Origin of the sequence: Mucilaginibacter terrae (assembly GCF_031951985.1) — a bacterium.
Lineage (GTDB): Bacteria > Bacteroidota > Bacteroidia > Sphingobacteriales > Sphingobacteriaceae > Mucilaginibacter > Mucilaginibacter terrae_A.
In genome coordinates, this window is sequence record NZ_JAVLVU010000001.1 from 3,245,664 (window position 1) to 3,261,733 (window position 16,070).

The 16,070-nt window shown below is 46.9% G+C and carries 9 protein-coding genes; 6 read left to right on the forward strand and 3 right to left on the reverse strand.

All coding sequences use genetic code 11. The features are described 5' to 3' along the window. The first annotated feature begins 59 nt into the window (after window positions 1–59). The gene (locus tag QE417_RS13760; protein ID WP_311950893.1) at window positions 60–3,176 is read left to right on the forward strand and encodes a glycoside hydrolase family 2 TIM barrel-domain containing protein; all 3,117 of its coding nucleotides are present in this window, start codon (window positions 60–62) and stop codon (window positions 3,174–3,176) included. A 75-nt stretch (window positions 3,177–3,251) separates the two neighbouring features. Here the strand turns inward: QE417_RS13760 and QE417_RS13765 are convergent, their stop codons facing one another. From QE417_RS13765 to QE417_RS13775, 3 genes are all read right to left on the reverse strand, one after another. Next, window positions 3,252–5,036: an aminopeptidase P family protein gene (locus tag QE417_RS13765; RefSeq protein ID WP_311950897.1), complete on the reverse strand. Its 1,785-nt coding sequence runs from the start codon at window positions 5,034–5,036 to the stop codon at window positions 3,252–3,254. 171 nt (window positions 5,037–5,207) lie between these two features. Continuing rightward, entirely contained in the window at window positions 5,208–7,610 is a 2,403-nt protein-coding gene (locus QE417_RS13770; RefSeq protein ID WP_311950900.1) for a glycoside hydrolase family 127 protein, read from the reverse strand. 27 nt (window positions 7,611–7,637) lie between these two features. Next, a complete protein-coding gene (locus QE417_RS13775) occupies window positions 7,638–9,986 on the reverse strand; it encodes a glycoside hydrolase family 127 protein (protein WP_311950901.1) in 2,349 nt (782 codons plus the stop codon). Window positions 9,987–10,209: 223 nt separating this feature from the next. Here QE417_RS13775 and QE417_RS13780 point away from each other — a divergent pair, with 223 nt between their 5' ends. The 5 genes from QE417_RS13780 (at window position 10,210) to QE417_RS13800 (ending at window position 15,921) form a co-directional block, all read left to right on the forward strand. Beyond that, complete coding sequence (locus QE417_RS13780) at window positions 10,210–11,085, forward strand: AraC family transcriptional regulator (RefSeq protein WP_311950903.1); 876 nt, start codon at window positions 10,210–10,212, stop codon at window positions 11,083–11,085. 73 nt (window positions 11,086–11,158) lie between these two features. After that, window positions 11,159–12,088 carry a dihydrodipicolinate synthase family protein gene (locus tag QE417_RS13785; protein WP_311950905.1) on the forward strand — a complete coding sequence of 310 codons (930 nt, stop codon included), beginning with the start codon at window positions 11,159–11,161 and terminating at the stop codon, window positions 12,086–12,088. A 32-nt stretch (window positions 12,089–12,120) separates the two neighbouring features. Then, window positions 12,121–13,617 (forward strand): aldehyde dehydrogenase (NADP(+)), encoded by a 1,497-nt coding sequence (locus QE417_RS13790; protein ID WP_311950906.1) that lies wholly within the window; start codon window positions 12,121–12,123, stop codon window positions 13,615–13,617. 12 nt (window positions 13,618–13,629) lie between these two features. Continuing rightward, window positions 13,630–14,628, forward strand: a complete 999-nt coding sequence (locus QE417_RS13795; protein ID WP_311950908.1) for a 4-hydroxyproline epimerase — start codon at window positions 13,630–13,632, stop codon at window positions 14,626–14,628. A gap of 36 nt (window positions 14,629–14,664) precedes the next feature. Further along, on the forward strand, window positions 14,665–15,921 hold the full coding sequence (locus tag QE417_RS13800) for an NAD(P)/FAD-dependent oxidoreductase (RefSeq protein ID WP_311950910.1): 1,257 nt from the start codon (window positions 14,665–14,667) through the stop codon (window positions 15,919–15,921). Window positions 15,922–16,070 lie beyond the last annotated feature (149 nt).

Sequence of the window (16,070 nt, forward strand, 5' to 3'; positions counted from 1 at the left end):
CTATAATCCTTACTTTTATTGGCTTTGTAAACCCATACATCGCTACCCATAAATTGCACATGAAGAAACATTTATACCTCTTACTCATGATGGCCGGCCAAATGGCCTTTTCTCAATCCAAAAATAATGATTGGGAGAATCCGGGCCTGGTTGATCAGAACAAAGAAAAACCGCACGCTACATTTATGCTCTTTAAAAACGAGCAGGATGTAAAGGCCGATGATTATAGCAAATCGCCCTGGTACCAATCGTTAAACGGAAAATGGAAATTTACCTATGTTGATAAGTACGCCAACCGCCAAACCGATTTTTACCGAACCGATTTAGATGATAAACAGTGGAAAGATATCCCGGTGCCATCAAACTGGGAAATGAAAGGATTTGGTACACCTATTTATACCAACATCACTTATCCATACCCCAAAAACCCGCCCTTTATTGGCGAAAATAATCCGGTAGGTACCTATCGCAAAACTTTTAGTGTTCCCGCTAATTGGGATGGCAAAGAAGTGATTTTGCAGTTCGGTTCAATCACTGGTTGTGCATTTGTTTACGTAAACGGTAAAAAAGTAGGCATGACCAAGGCCTCAAAATCCCCTGCCGAGTTTAATGTAACTAAATACCTAACCAAAGGACAAAACCTGTTAGCCGTACAGGTTTTCCGCTGGCACGATGGAAGCTATCTCGAAGACCAGGATTTTTGGCGCTTAAGCGGTATTGAACGCAATGTTTTCCTTTACGCTTTGCCTAAGCTCACCGTGTGGGACTTTTTTGTAAAAGCCGATTTAGATGTCACTTATACCAACGGCTTATTCAGTGCCGATGTTAATTTGCGTCAGTTTGCAGGTAATACGGCCAAGGCAGCTGCGGTATCGGTTTCGGTGTTTGATAAGGCCGGTAAGCCGGTATACAGCAAGCAATTACCTGTTACTTTGGGTACTGATAGCCTGCAGACCGTGCATTTTGATGGCACGGTGAAAAATCCGATGAAATGGAGCGGTGAATCGCCGTACCTGTATGATTGCATTATTGCCTTAAAGGATGCCAAAGGTGCCGTAGTGAATTATACGGGTGCTAAAATTGGTTTCCGCAAGGTGGAAATTAAAGATGCGCAATTGATGGTAAATGGCATGCCTGTACTGGTAAGAGGGGTTAACCGCCACGAGCATGATGAAATTGAAGGTCACGTAACATCAAAAGAAATGATGTTGAAAGACTTGAAGATGATGAAAGCATTTAATGTGAATGCCGTGCGTACCTGTCACTACCCTAACGACCCGCTTTGGTATAAACTGTGCGATGAGTACGGCATGTACCTGGTGGATGAAGCCAATATTGAAACCCACGGTATGGGTGCCGAGTGGCAAGGCGGATTTGATAAAAGCAAGCACCCGGCTTATTTGCCCGAATGGGCTCCGGCTCATATTGACCGTACCAAACGTTTGGTGGAGCGTGATAAAAATCACGCATCGGTAATTATCTGGTCGTTAGGCAACGAGTGTGGTAATGGCCCTGTGTTTTACGAAAACTATAAGTGGATAAAGAGTCGTGATAATACCCGCATGGTGCAGTTTGAGCAAGCCGGCGAAAATTCCAATACCGATATTGTTTGCCCTATGTACCCCCGTGTAGGCGATATGAAGCGTTATGCTGACGCTACCGATAAAACCCGTCCATATATTATGTGCGAATATTCGCACGCCATGGGTAACAGCAGCGGCAACTTCCAGGAGTATTTTGATATTATTGCAAGCAGCAAGCACATGCAGGGCGGCTTTATATGGGACTGGGTCGACCAGGGCATGAAAACTAAAGCCAGCACCGGCGAATATTTTTGGGCTTACGGCGGCGACCTTGGCGGCTATAACCTGCAAAACGATGAAAACTTTTGTGCCAATGGTTTGGTAACACCCGACCGCATGCCGCATCCCGGCTTGTACGAAGTGAAAAAGGTTTACCAAAATGTAATTTTCACCAGTAAAAATATTAGTGGTGGCAACCTGCATATCCAAAACAGGTTCGATTTTACCAATCTTAACCAGTATACCTTTAAGTGGGAACTGTACCGTAACGGCGAAAAAATAAAAGAAGCTCCGTTCGAAGTAAATTTGGCTCCGCATGCACAAACCGATGTAAATCTTAAACTGCCCATGTTTAAATCGTTACCGGGCAGCGAGTATTACCTGGTGGTAAAAGCATTTACCAAAACATCAACCGAAATGCTGCCTGCCGGTCACGAAATTGCAAGTGAGCAGTTCAAGTATGCAGGTGATTATTTTGCAGGCATCAAACCAACAGGTACTTTGAAAATAAGCAAGGATGCTGATAAATTAACCTTTGAATCGGGCAGTATAACCGGCGAATTTGATTTAAAACAAGGCCGCGTTAGCCGCTATATGCAGGCAGGTAAGTCCGTTTTGGGTCAGTTTCCTGAACCATATTTTTGGCGTGCACCAACCGATAATGATTTTGGTAACGGTATGCCGCAAAAACTGGGTATATGGCGCAGTGCGCATGCTAACCGCGTTGTGAAAAGCGTAACGGCGGGCGAACAAACTGCCGATGGCGTACCCGTAAAGGTGGTTTATGAACTTACCGGCATTGGCGTACCTTACACTATTGATTACCTGATACAAAACGATGGCTCAGTAAAAGTAACCTCGTCAATTGACATGAGCGGCCGCGATTTGCCCGAAATGCCACGCTTCGGTATGCGTATGCAGCTGCCTGGTTATTACGGCAATCTGGCTTACTATGGCCGTGGCCCGTTTGAAAATTATAGCGACCGTAATACCGCAGCATTTGTTGGGCTTTATAAGGATAAGGTAGAGAATCAATACTTCAGAGGGTATGTGCGCCCGCAGGAGAGTGGTTATAAAACCGATGTGCGTTGGTTAACCTTAACCGGCAACGAAGGTAAGGGGTTGAAAATTGAAGGTATTCAGCCTATCTGTTTCAGTGCGTTAAATGTAAGCACCGAGGCGCTCGACCCCGGTATGAGCAAAAAGCAACAGCATCCAACCGACGTACGTTTCAGCAAAGATGTGTTTCTGAACATCGACTTTGCCCAGCGCGGCGTAGGTGGCGATGATAGCTGGGGAGCATTGCCTCACAAGCAATATCGCCTGATGGATAAAAAATACACTTATAGCTTTGTAATTAAGCCGGTTGAGTAACTCACCGTTTATTAACTTAAAAGGCGTTACCTGAACTAATAGGTAACGCCTTTTTTAATTAGAACGAATTGTTGGTTAAGCAATAGTGTATGCATAGCATTTATGCTCCAGCCACGCTGCCTCCTCGGGGCTTAAATATGGACTTAGTTTCTCTAAAACCATTTGGTTGTAGGCATCCAGCCATTTTAGGTGTTTACTTTCCAGCAGTTCTTTTTTAATCGGGGCGGGGTCTATTAGCGCCAGCGTAAGGGTTTCAAAGGCGTAGAACTCGCCAAACTCGTTTACGGTATCTTTAACAGTGAGCACCAGGTTTTCAATACGAACGCCATGTTTTCCGGGGCGATAGATGCCCGGCTCAATAGAGGTGATCATTCCCAATTCAATTGCAATGGTTACATTAGTGGGGTTTAACACCTGCGGCCCTTCGTGCACGTTTAAATAATAACCCACGCCATGCCCGGTGCCGTGGCCGTAGTTAATGGCGTGTTCCCAAAGCGGCTGGCGCGTAATGGCATCAATCTGGTAACCACAAGTTCCTTTCGGAAAACGGGCTGTCGAGCCGTCAATCATGGCTTTGAGTACCAAGGTGTAGTCGATGCGCTCTTCGTCGGTTAGCTCGCCTAAGGCCAGCATGCGGGTAATGTCGGTGGTGCCGTAGTGGTATTGGCCGCCCGAGTCTACCAAAAAAAAGCCTCCTGCTTCTAAAGTACTATTGCTTTCAGCAGTTGCCGAATAGTGTGGCAAAGCACCGTGTGCACGGTAACCGCCAATGGTGTTAAAGCTTTTACCCGCAAAATCGGGCTGCGCTGCCCTAAAGTCTTCCAGCTGTTGTGCTGCAGATAGCTCGGTGATATGGCTTTTGCCAATGTTCTCTTCCATCCACTTAAAAAAGCGCGTCATGGCCACGCCGTCCTGTATCATGGCGGTACGGGTATTGGTAATTTCTACCTCGTTTTTAAGGGCTTTGAGTAAGGTGCTCGGGTTGCTGTTTCTAACTACCCGCGCTGCGCCCAGTATGTGCTTGTACGTGGCGTACGAAGTTTTTTTGGGGTCGAGGAGTACCTTGGCCTCGGTGGTTATTAAGCCCAAGCTTTCGCCAATGGCGGTGTAAGGCGCTGTTTCAACACCGTTTAAGTGAAGGGTGTCAATATCCTTGTCACTTAGTTTGCCCGGGGCGATGAATAGCGTTGCCTTATTAGGGCTTACTAACGCATAAGCCAGTACAACCGGGTTATAGCTTACATCACTGCCGCGCAGGTTGAACAACCAGGCCACATCATCAAGTGCCGAAACTAAGTGATGCGTAACACCTTGCTTAGCCATTCCGGCCCGTACGGCTGCCAGTTTTTGCGCGGCGCTTGCACCGGCGTGTTCGGCATCAATTAAAAATGCAGGGGCCGATGGCAATACCGGGCGGTTTGCCCATAATGCGTCAAGATAATCAGCCGCATGAAATTTGAACGAAAAAGCCGCAAGCTGTTCAAAAAGCAGATCGGTAAGGTGAACCGAAATAAGGTTGGCATCAAATCCCACGGTGCTGCCTGCCGGTAATTGTCCGCCAAGCCATTCAATGTATTCGGGGGCATGCTGCACTTTAAGTTTCACCAGTTCATAACCGGTGCCTGCCAGTTGCTCTTCGGCCTGTACAAAGTACCTGAAATCGGCCCAAAGCTGCGCATGGTTTTGTGTGATGAGCAGGCAACCCGCCGAGCCGGTAAAGCCAGAGGCAAAGGCCAGGCATTTGTACCGCTCGGGCACGTACTCACTTATGTGTGGGTCTGACGATGGAATAAGATAGGCATCAACGCCATCGTTTTTCATGGCCTGGCGTATGCCGGCCAGTTTTTCCTGATAGTTCATATTATGTATAAGGGTATTCTGTTGATTGTTAGCCTCGTAAGGCAAATGTCATTAAGTTAAGGATAAATAGGAGTGGTCTGTGAGGACACAGACCACGGCCAGCCAGCCGACGCCTGTGTCCCCACAGGCGTCTTTTTCTTTAACTTAATGACATTGCTCGCAAGGCACTTATTATTTAACCGCCCACTCATGTATACCCGCCGAGTTATCGGCCGGGAGTTTAACCTCCATGCGTATGGCTGTAGTTTTAACGGGTTCAAATTGCACAATATTGTATTTGTCTTTTGCAATGCTGTACGGCTTAAGCGGTTTTACCGCAACCCATTCATTCCCTTTTTTATAGTAAATGGTATACGAATCAGGAATTCGGCAACCGCCCCAGGGGCCATCATCAAACCAATAAACTTTTGATTCTGATACGGTGCTTTCCTGCTTAAATGTGTACTCTACAAATTCGGTACTGTTCTTTTTAGGCCACCAGTGCAGGTAAGGGTAGTTGGCATCTTTCGAATCGGCGGGCTCCAGCTGGTCGTTCAAAGCTTTGTGCATACGCTCGCTTTTTAATGATGATGTTACTTTGCTGGTACTGGCAATGGTTGCCGCAGGTTTAGGTAATGCTGCCGATGTTTGGTATGGAATCCACACCATCATTTCGCCGGGGCCGCGGTTTGCCCAGGCATAGTAGGGGATGGCCGTAACCTGTTGCGTGGTTTCGGTTAATGCATCGCTATTGAGTTGCCTTTTGAAACTTTTACCGGTGGTGTTGATGGTGTACAGGCCATTGAGCAATTCGGGCTTATAACTAACGGAGGCTTTACTGTTGGTGTCTATCAAAATGTTTTGCACCAGGCTATCTGCATTATCTGGTCCCTCCAGGCAATAAACCAGCGGCCCGCGCTGAAATGCAAAGCGGCCTTTATCATCTTTAACCTGTGCATTGGCCATTACCTTTTGCGTTTCCATGGGCAGGTTCATGTTTATCTTGTCGCCTTTGGCCCATTTGCGGTTAATAACTACATAGCCATTTTGCAATTGATAGGTTACCGGCTTGCCATTGAGGGTAATGGTTACCGGCGGTGTATAGTTATTGGTATAACTGTACAGATTGCCAGGGATAGGCTGCTGTCTTGCCCATCCGGGTACACGAAGCCTGACAGTAAATACGGCTGGTTTAGCAGGTGTTATGGTTAAATTAACTGCACCTTTCCACGGGTATTCGGTGCTTTGGTCAATTTTTACGGTGGTTGATGAAAGCTGAATATCAGCACTGTTGGCCATATACAGGTTCACGTACAAATCGTTATGATTATGTGCATAAACGTAGCCCGGTACCGAAGCCAGAAAGCGGGTCATGTTGGAGATACAGCAGGCGCAATTGAACCAGGCACTACGCTGATGCTGCCCCATGGAAGCCAGCGGATTAGGGTAAAAGAATTTGGTTCCGCTTAAGGAAATGCCCGAGAGCAGGCCGTTATAAAGGGTACGCTCCAGCACATCAATGTATTTAGAATCGCCGTGGAGCTGAAACATGCGGCTGTTCCAGTAAACGTTGGCTATGGCCGCACAGGTTTCGGCATAGGCCGACATGTTGGGCAACTGATAGGCGTTACCAAATGCCTCGCCTGCGTTGGTGGCGCCAATGCCGCCGGTAAGGTAAATTTTGGTGCCTACCACATCGTGCCATATATCGTCGATAGCAGCAAGGTAACTTTGGTCGCCGGTAATGGCGGCAATATCGGCCATACCGGTGTACATGTAGGCGGCACGTACGGCATGCCCCATGGCCTCGTGCTGGTCAACAACCCGTTTGGATGCCTGGTTATATTCGGTGCCTTTTGGGCCGCGTACATCTAAAAAGAATTTAGCCAGATCGAGGTATTGCTTTTTGCCCGTAACGCGGTAAAGTTTTACCAGCCCAATTTCAACAATTTGATGGCCGGGATATTTTTCTTCTTTCCCGTAACCAAAATCGTGCACCAGCAGGTCGGCATTTTTAATGGCGATGTTGAGCAGCGTGCGTTTGCCGGTTGATTGATAATGCGCCACTGCGGCCTCAAATAAATGCCCCGAATTATAAAGCTCGTGACTCAAATCTTCTTCCTTTTCCCAGCGTTTGGAGCCCACCCACGGGTGTGGCTTAGCCGGGTTAATGGTGCGGAAAGTGTACAAATAACCATCCTTTTCCTGCGCGGCACCAATAATGCTAATCAGCGAATCGATCTGCTTATCCAGCAGCGGGTTCTTTTTTACCTGCATGGCATATGATGCGCCTTCAATAACCTTATACACATCGGTATCATCAAAGGTGTACTCGGTCAGCTTATCGCCGGGGAGTTGCTTGGCGGCACGTAAAAAGTTGTCAATGCGGCCGTTCTCTTTACATTTTTGCAGTATGTAAGGTATGGTAACGGTGGCATTGGTTTCCATACGCGGCTGCCAGAAATTATCATGCACATGCACGCTGGTAAACGCAACGGGTTGTATGGGATAGTCTTTTACCTGTGCATACACACCTGTTGTGCAGGTGGCTATTAATATAAACCCTAAGGCTTTTCTGCAGTTCAAACGTATCATAAAAGTTTATTTAAAACTGGTTTACCATTACTCACGAATTAAACTTATACCATAAACAGGTCCTGTGCTGTTACCCGGCTTAGGCTTCAGAGTAATTTGTACCGTAGTGACACCCTTAGTCAGTTCTTCGGGTATGGCGTAGGTTATATCGTAAAAACGGCTCTCCTTATATTTATTCTGGTCTTCGGAGGCAATGGGTTTATCGTTCACTAAAATATCAAATTTTCGCTCGCGGTTATCCATTCCCCAGTAGGTAAATATCAGGCTGTTTTTCTTCTCGGGCGATACCTTCATTTCAAAGGTCAGGTAACCGCCATCCGCCGCGGCACGCCACTTATGCAAGTGGTCTTCGCCGTTGCTTATCTTTTCGCCGGTTAATTTGTGGTCGCGTTCTGGCTGCATTTCTCCCAGGCGTATCATATCAATGGTACGTGCTTTAAGGGCCTGGGCTTCTTTGTTTTTGGCCTCGTAAACCTTTTGCTGTTCGGCCCAGGTTTGTTTAGTAAACACATCCCAATAAATGAGGTAATATTGATTGGCAACTGCGTAAAAAGGTATCAGCTCCACATCGTTAGGCTGGCCGGTAGCGGCAGTTTTAAATACTAACTGCTGGCTGTCGGTGCGTTTTAACCAGGATGATGTATTGTTATTAGTGGTTACCATAACAGGGCTGCCCGCAACCGGGTCGGGCTCGGTATTACCTAAAATGCCTGCCAATAATACCGGCCCGTAAAATAGGGCTTGTCTGTTAGCATTATCAGGCATAGGTTCACTGTGCAAACCGGCAGGCAGGGTTAGTTCTACCTTGTCGTTGTTTTTCCATTGGCGATTAATAGTTAGGTAGCCTTCGGCATCGGTTGTGGTGCTTTGAGTTTTTCCGTTCACCTTTAAAGTTATGCCATTGGCCCAAATGGGTTTACGCAGGCGCAACACAAATTTAGTTGGTTTAGCGGCACTTATGGTATAAGTAACCAGGTTGCTTGCGGGTATGTTGCTCTCTTGCTTTAAGGTGATACCCTTTTCTTTCCATTGAAGTACAGACGGAATAAAAAGGTTGACATATAAACTGCCATCGGCTCCCTTAAAATAAATGCTCTCATTGTATTTCACATGATTTTCCATGCCCGACCCCACACAGCAGGTAAAGGTGTTAAACTCGTCGCTAAACTCTTTTTTGCCTCCCGGCCTAAGCGGCACAAAATAACAGGTCATGCCGTTGCTGTGGTTTTGCGATGCCAGGATGTGGTTGTATAAGGCCTTTTCGTAATAATCCATATACCGTGCCGAAGGCTGCTGCGCAAACAAATGCCGGGTTAGCTTGAGCATGTTGTAAGTGTTGCAGGTTTCGGTATTGTTGTCGCTCAACTTATCGTTAAGCTTGCCGGGCTGGCCCAGGTACTCGTAATTGCTGTTTCCTCCGTTGGCATACGAATGGTTGTTCACCACAGTTTCCCAAAAGTAATTGGCTATGGTTTGGTCTTTATTATCGGCAGTAAGTTCGTAGCGGCGGGTGCTGGCAATTACCTTGGGTATTTGGGTGTTGGAGTGCTTTCCCGGCAGCACATCATGTTTTACTGCCAGCGAATCGAGTATGCGTTTGTCATAAAAACGGTTGGAAAGGTCTAAATATTTACGTTGCGCGGTTAGGGCATAGGTGTTTACCAAAACTTCGGCCATGCCGCCGTACTCGCATATCAGCATCTGCTGCATCTGGTCTTCGTTTAGCGGGGTAATGGTGTTGGCAACCCAATCGGCCATTTTTTGCTCCATGGCTAAAGCCTTGCTGTTATTGGTATACAAATAGGCATCCAGTAAACCGGCCATCACTTTATGCACCGTATACCACGGCGACCATGCACCATTCAAATCAAACCCGCGTGAGCGTATCTTGCCCGCCGAAACATCGGTCCACAAACTGTCTTCTTTGGGTATGGCACCTATATAACCGGTTTTGCGTGCGGTTTGGCAGGCCTCCAGTTCATTAACCATATAATTCACCTTAGCTAAAAAAGCCTTGTTACCGGTAGCTGCATACTGCAAGGCACAGGCACTTAGGTAATGCCCCAGGGTATGCCCCGCCAGGCCCGAGTTTTCCCAGCCGCCGTACATGGTAGCTTTGGGCTTTAAGCCCGAGTGCGCCCTGAAAGCTGCCATCAGCCTGTCGGGATCTATTTTGAGCAGGTAGGCTTCGGTAGCATGCATGGCATCATTAAACGGACTGTTCAGCAGTTTTACCTGCCCCATATCAAAAGGGTAGGCTTGTATAGCTACTGCGTTTTTAACTTTCATCCGCTTATCATTAAGTTGAGGAGCGTATGATTGCGAATGGGCAGCCAGCGTGCAAAACAAGGGCAATAGAAAAAGGATGCGTTTCATGTTGAACAGTAGGTTAACGAATAGTAAAAATAAGGTTAGCTACTCCCCCGGTCAATGCTGATATTAACTTATTACACCCGCATTTTGCCATTTTTGCGGTTAAAATACGGGTAGGGTTAACACTAATTTGACAAACATTGACCGTATTTTAACCATTGATGGGTGTTTATTTGATTTTGTAGGTTAATATATGATATATTTAGGTAATTAATTTCTACAACACATGAAAGCTCTGCAATTCACCTTACCCGTTACTTACGACAAATCTGTAATTGTACAGGAGGAACAGCTTCCGCACTTTTACCCTTACCTGCACCGCCATAACGAAACACAACTTACATGGATACAAGAGGGCGAAGGCACATTGGTGGCAGGTACCAGCATGCATACCTTTAGTTCGGGCGATGTTTTTTTACTCGGCGCCAATCAGCCTCATCTGTTTAAAAGCAACCCCGAATATTTTTCTAATGAAAGTGGTAAGCAGGTGCGCTCAATGACAGTATTCTTTAATCCCAACGGTAATTTATCGTCGCTGTTCGAACTGCCCGAAATGCAGGTACTGGGCGCTTTTATACAACAGCATTCGGGGGGCTTTAAATTGCCGTCTAAATACGTAAAATCGGTATCGCAAAAAATTGTAGAGATGCAGGAGAGCCAGGGCTTCAACCGTTTTATGCTGTTTTTTCAGTTGCTTAAAGACCTGTATGCTATTAACGGTAAGTTGGAGCCATTATCAATGGTTCCGGTTGATCATGTGAGCGAGAGCGAGGGTATACGCATCAGTACTATATATAACTATATTATGAAACGTTACGACACCATGATATCCTTAGAGGATGTGGCGGCCGAAGCGCACATGACCCCGCAGGCATTTTGCCGTTACTTTAAAAAGCATACCGGGCACACCTTTGTAACTTTTTTAAATGAGATGCGCATTAACGAAGCTTGCAAAAAGCTAACTACAGGCGGGGCCGAAAGTATTTCAACGGTTGCCTATTCATCGGGCTTTAACAGTATTACCAATTTTAACCGCGTGTTTAAGAGCGTAATAGGTAATTCGCCGCGCGAGTATCTCGAAAATTACCGCAGTAATTTTTAACAGGCTAAAATTTGCTTATAGTTGATTAAATAACGAATATTAAATAAATAACAGGCCACGTAGCTTTGGTAATATGAATACGATATCATGGATTGGGGTTTACCCTGCATTGTTAACCCCGTTTAAAGCGAACGATGAGGTTGATTACGAGGTTTTTGAAAAGAACCTGAACGCCCAATTAGAGGCCGGCGTTGATGGCGTTATTGTTGCAGGATCGTTAGGCGAGGCCAGCACTTTAAGCACTGCCGAGAAATTTGAAATACTGAAGTTTGCTATTAAAGCGGTAGACGGTAAAGTGCCTGTAATACTTAACATAGCTGAGCCAACTACCAAAGAAGCATTGGTTTTAGCTAAAGGTGCCGAAGAAATTGGTGCCGCCGGCTTAATGCTGCTACCCCCAATGCGCTACAAAGCCGACGACCGCGAAACGTTAACCTACATGACCTCGGTTGCCAAAAGCACCAGCCTGCCTATCATGGTATACAATAACCCGGTTGATTACGGCATTTTTATTAACCTCGAAATGTTTGAAGAACTGGCCAAGTACCCCAATGTACAGGCGGTTAAAGAATCGACCCGTGATATATCGAACATTACCCGCATGAAGAACCGCTTTGGCGACCGCTTTAAAATACTTTGTGGTGTTGATCCGTTAGCGTTTGAAAGCCTTGCTGCCGGTGCCGATGGCTGGGTTGCCGGTTTGGTTGATGCCTTCCCCGAAGAAACTGTTACTATTTACCAGTTGGTAAAAGCAGGCGAATACCAGGCTGCATTGGATATTTACCGTTGGTTTTTACCATTACTGGAGCTTGATATTCATCCAAAACTGGTACAATATATTAAACTGGCTGCTGCTGCCACAGGTATAGGCACCGAGTATGTACGCGCGCCGCGTTTAGTTTTAGAAGGTGAAGAGCATACCCGCATTTCGAAAGTTATAAGCGATGCGCTTGCTGTACGCCCTGCACTACCCGATTGGAAAAGCAAAAACGTACTGGCCTGAGCGCAGTTCGTTTAAGTACTTAAATCTACCATATGTATAATGAAACAAGTTGGGACGAGGCTGAGCTTATCTTAGCCAACGCCCGGCAAGCATTCCGTGAGTTAAAAAAATATTCTATCCGTCAGCGTGCCTCATTTATGCGCACCATAGCGGTTGAAATTGAGGCCCTGGGCGATGAGCTGATTAAAACAGCCATGGCCGAAACCAACCTCACCGAGCCCCGCTTAATTGGCGAACGTGCACGCACCATTTTGCAATGGAACAGCTATGCTAATTACGCCGAACTGGGTAACTGGATGGATGTGCGCATTGATACTGCATCAAGAACACTCTCTAAAACCGACATCCGCAAAACAGCGGTAGCGCTTGGCCCGGTGGCGGTTTTTGGAGCCGGAAACTTTCCGTTCGCGTTTTCAACCGCGGGCGGAGATACCGCCAGCGCCATTGCCGCAGGTTGCCCGGTTGTGGTAAAAGCGCATCCCGGTCACCCCAAAACCTGTGTGCTTATGGCACAGGCCATTGAAAAGGCACGCGTGAAATGCCGTATGCCCGAGGGTGTTTTTGCCCAGGTTTACAGCACCGGAATTGAAATTGGTCAGTTATTGGTTAAGCATGAGGTTATTAAAGCCGTGGCCTTTACCGGTTCATTTAAAGGGGGCAAGGCCATAGCCGATCTGGCCGCGCAACGCCACGAGCCCATACCTGTATTTGCCGAAATGGGCAGCATCAACCCCGTGTTTTTGCTTCCCGAAAAATTAAGAATGGAAGCCGCGCAGGTTGCCGATCAATTTATAGCCTCGGTAACTTTAGGTGTGGGGCAGTTTTGTACCAATCCGGGTTTAATGGTAGGCATAGCCGGTGATGATTTAAATACGTTTACCGCTGCACTAAAAAATGCAGCAGTTAATGCCGCCCCGGCCACCATGTTGCATCCGGGTATTGCCCAAAACTTTGAGCATACGCGTAGTAACGCCTTACAGCAAAGCGAGGTAACAGTACTGGCACAATCGGGCATTGCAAAAGCCGAAAACCAGGGCGATGCCACTATTGCCAGCGTAAGCGCAGCTACCTTTATAGCCAACCCGGCCTTGCACCAGGAAGTATTTGGACCGTACTCGTTATTGGTAGTTTGCCAAAATGCTGATGAAATGCTGGCCGTTGCCGAAGCCATTGAGGGACAGCTCACTGCCACTTTTATAGCAACCAGTAACGATTTAGCGGAAAATCAAACCCTTACCCAAATTGTACAGGAGCGTTGTGGTCGTATCATCGTAAACCAGTTTCCAACCGGAGTTGAGGTTTGTTTGGCTATGCACCACGGAGGGCCTTACCCGGCCACTACCAACAGTGCCCACACCTCGGTAGGTGCCGATGGTATTAAGCGCTTTACCCGCCCGTTAAGCTTTCAAAACTGGCCCAACGAGCACCTGCCCGAAGAACTGCAAAACGCCAACCCGCTTGAGGTTTGGCGCACCATTAATAACGAGTTAACCTTAGAGCCCATTGGGCAGCCTGTAGCCGGTTATTGAAATAATTGATAAATGAAAAAAACGTTTTCGTGTATTGATGCGCATACTTGTGGCAACCCGGTAAGGGTGGTTGCGGGTGGTGGCCCTGTGCTAAAGGGTAACAGCATGATGGAGCGCCGGTTGCACTTTTTAGAAGAGTTTGACTGGATACGTAAAGGCCTCATGTTTGAACCCCGTGGGCACGATATGATGAGCGGCAGCATACTCTATCCGCCGGTTGACCCTGCCAATGATATAGGGGTGCTATATATTGAAACCAGCGGTTGCCTGCCCATGTGCGGCCATGGCACCATTGGTACCGTAACCATAGCTATAGAAGAAGGCTTGGTTATACCCAAAATACCGGGTAAACTGCGCCTCGAAACCCCGGCTGGCATCGTGTTGGTTGATTATGTGCAGGAAGGCAAAAAAGTAAAATCGGTTAAGCTCACTAACGTAAAATCGTTTTTGGCGGCCGAAAGCCTGACCGTTGAATGCCCCGATTTAGGTACTCTGACGGTTGACGTAGCCTACGGCGGTAACTTTTACGCCATTGTTGACCCGCAGGAAAACTTTAAGGGACTGGAAAACTACACCGCCGACCAGCTCATTAGCTGGAGCCGCGTGTGCCGCAAGCGCATGAACGAACTATACACCTTTGTTCACCCCGAAAACGAGCATATTAAAGGCCTGAGCCATTTTTTGTGGACAGGCGCAACCCTATCGGCTGATGCCACCGCCCGCAATGCCGTTTTTTATGGCGATAAGGCTATTGACCGTTCTCCTTGCGGCACCGGTACATCGGCGCGTATGGCGCAGTGGTATGCCAAGGGAAAACTCAAAAAGGGTGATCTGTTTGTTCATGAAAGTATTATCGGTTCCAAATTTACCGGCACTATTGAAGAGGAAACCACTTTAGCTGGCAAACCCGCCATTGTGCCCGGTATTGAAGGTTGGGCCATGGTAACGGGCTACAACACCATCTTTATTGATGACGACGATCCGTACGCTCATGGTTTCCAGGTTATATAAATTGCTGCCGTTGCGCAGTTAAAGTTTTAGTAAAATATGTCTAATCAGCGTTCAGCTATTGTTATTGGTGGAGGTATTATTGGCCTCTGCTCTGCATACTATCTTGTTCAATCGGGCTGGAAGGTTACCATTATTGATAAGGGTAACCTGGCCGATAATTGCTCGTCGGGCAATGCGGGCATGATCGTTCCCAGCCACTTTATACCGCTGGCAGCACCCGGCATGGTAGCCAAAGGCATCAGGTGGATGTTTAATAGCAAAAGTCCGTTCTACGTAAAACCATCTTTCGACCCCAAACTAATATCATGGGGTTTACAATTCATTAAACATGCCAATGATGCGCAGGTAAACAAGGTTGCCCCGGCACTAAGAGACTTGCATTTGCTGAGTAAGCAATTGTATACAGAACTTGCCGCCAACCCCGAACTCAATTTTGGTTTTGAAGATAAAGGTATACTCATGCTTTACAAAACCGAAAAAGCTGGTGTCGAAGAAATTCACGTAGCACAAAAAGCCCAGCAACTCGGTTTGGATGTGGAAGTATTAAACCATGAACAGGTGCAGCGTTTAGAGCCCCATACCCATTTGAACGTAAAAGGGGCGGTGCACTACCGTTGCGATGCACACATATATCCTAATGCCCTTGTTAAACAACTTACCGCTTACTTAAAGGCGCAGGGCGTTGATATTAAAACCAATTGTACGGTAAACAGCTTCGGCACCAACGGAGGGCAGATCCAGTCTATTGAAACCTCATCAGGAACGTTTAATGCCGATTTAACCATCATGACCGGTGGTGCCTGGTTACCCGAACTGGCTCAAAAAGCAGGTATGAAAATTCCGGTAATGCCGGGTAAGGGATATTCGTTTATGGTGGATAATACTGCTAATAAAATCATTCACCCCTCATTGTTATTAGAAGCCCGTGTAGCCATAACCCCTATGAATGGACAGGTACGTATTGGCGGCACCATGGAAATTGGAGCCATCAACAGCAAAATAAATATGAACCGGGTGCAGGGTATAGTTAACGCCGTGCCTAATTATTATCCCGAGCACCAGGTAAAACTCCCGGAGGTTAACGATGTATGGTATGGTTTCAGGCCATGCTCGCCCGATGGGTTGCCATACATAGGTTTCAGCCAAAAATGGAGCAACCTCATTGTGGCCGGTGGTCATGGTATGATGGGCCTGGGGCTTGGCCCGGCAACAGGCAAATTAGTTGCCGAACTGGCCGATAGCTCGTCGTTATCAACCGATATTAAAGATTACAACCCTAACCGGTTTAACTAAACCTTATCGCATATTACGTAAAAGGCTGTCTCTAATGGGGCAGCCTTTTTGGTTTTATATAAATGCGTCATATAAAGCATTCATCTTTTATGAACAGTATTTGGTACCAGCTGTTATTTATGGGTGGGTTTTCTCAAAAGCCGTGTTAC

What these genes read in the sequence shown, in the direction of transcription:
- QE417_RS13760 (WP_311950893.1), top strand. Translation starts at nt 60, where the DNA reads ATGAAGAAACATTTATACCTCTTACTCATGATGGCCGGCCAAATGGCC.
- QE417_RS13790 (WP_311950906.1), top strand. Translation starts at nt 12,121, where the DNA reads ATGTATAATGAAACAAGTTGGGACGAGGCTGAGCTTATCTTAGCCAAC.
- QE417_RS13775 (WP_311950901.1), bottom strand. Translation starts at nt 9,986, where the DNA reads ATGAAACGCATCCTTTTTCTATTGCCCTTGTTTTGCACGCTGGCTGCC.
- QE417_RS13795 (WP_311950908.1), top strand. Translation starts at nt 13,630, where the DNA reads ATGAAAAAAACGTTTTCGTGTATTGATGCGCATACTTGTGGCAACCCG.
- QE417_RS13770 (WP_311950900.1), bottom strand. Translation starts at nt 7,610, where the DNA reads ATGATACGTTTGAACTGCAGAAAAGCCTTAGGGTTTATATTAATAGCC.
- QE417_RS13785 (WP_311950905.1), top strand. Translation starts at nt 11,159, where the DNA reads ATGAATACGATATCATGGATTGGGGTTTACCCTGCATTGTTAACCCCG.
- QE417_RS13800 (WP_311950910.1), top strand. Translation starts at nt 14,665, where the DNA reads ATGTCTAATCAGCGTTCAGCTATTGTTATTGGTGGAGGTATTATTGGC.
- QE417_RS13780 (WP_311950903.1), top strand. Translation starts at nt 10,210, where the DNA reads ATGAAAGCTCTGCAATTCACCTTACCCGTTACTTACGACAAATCTGTA.
- QE417_RS13765 (WP_311950897.1), bottom strand. Translation starts at nt 5,036, where the DNA reads ATGAACTATCAGGAAAAACTGGCCGGCATACGCCAGGCCATGAAAAAC.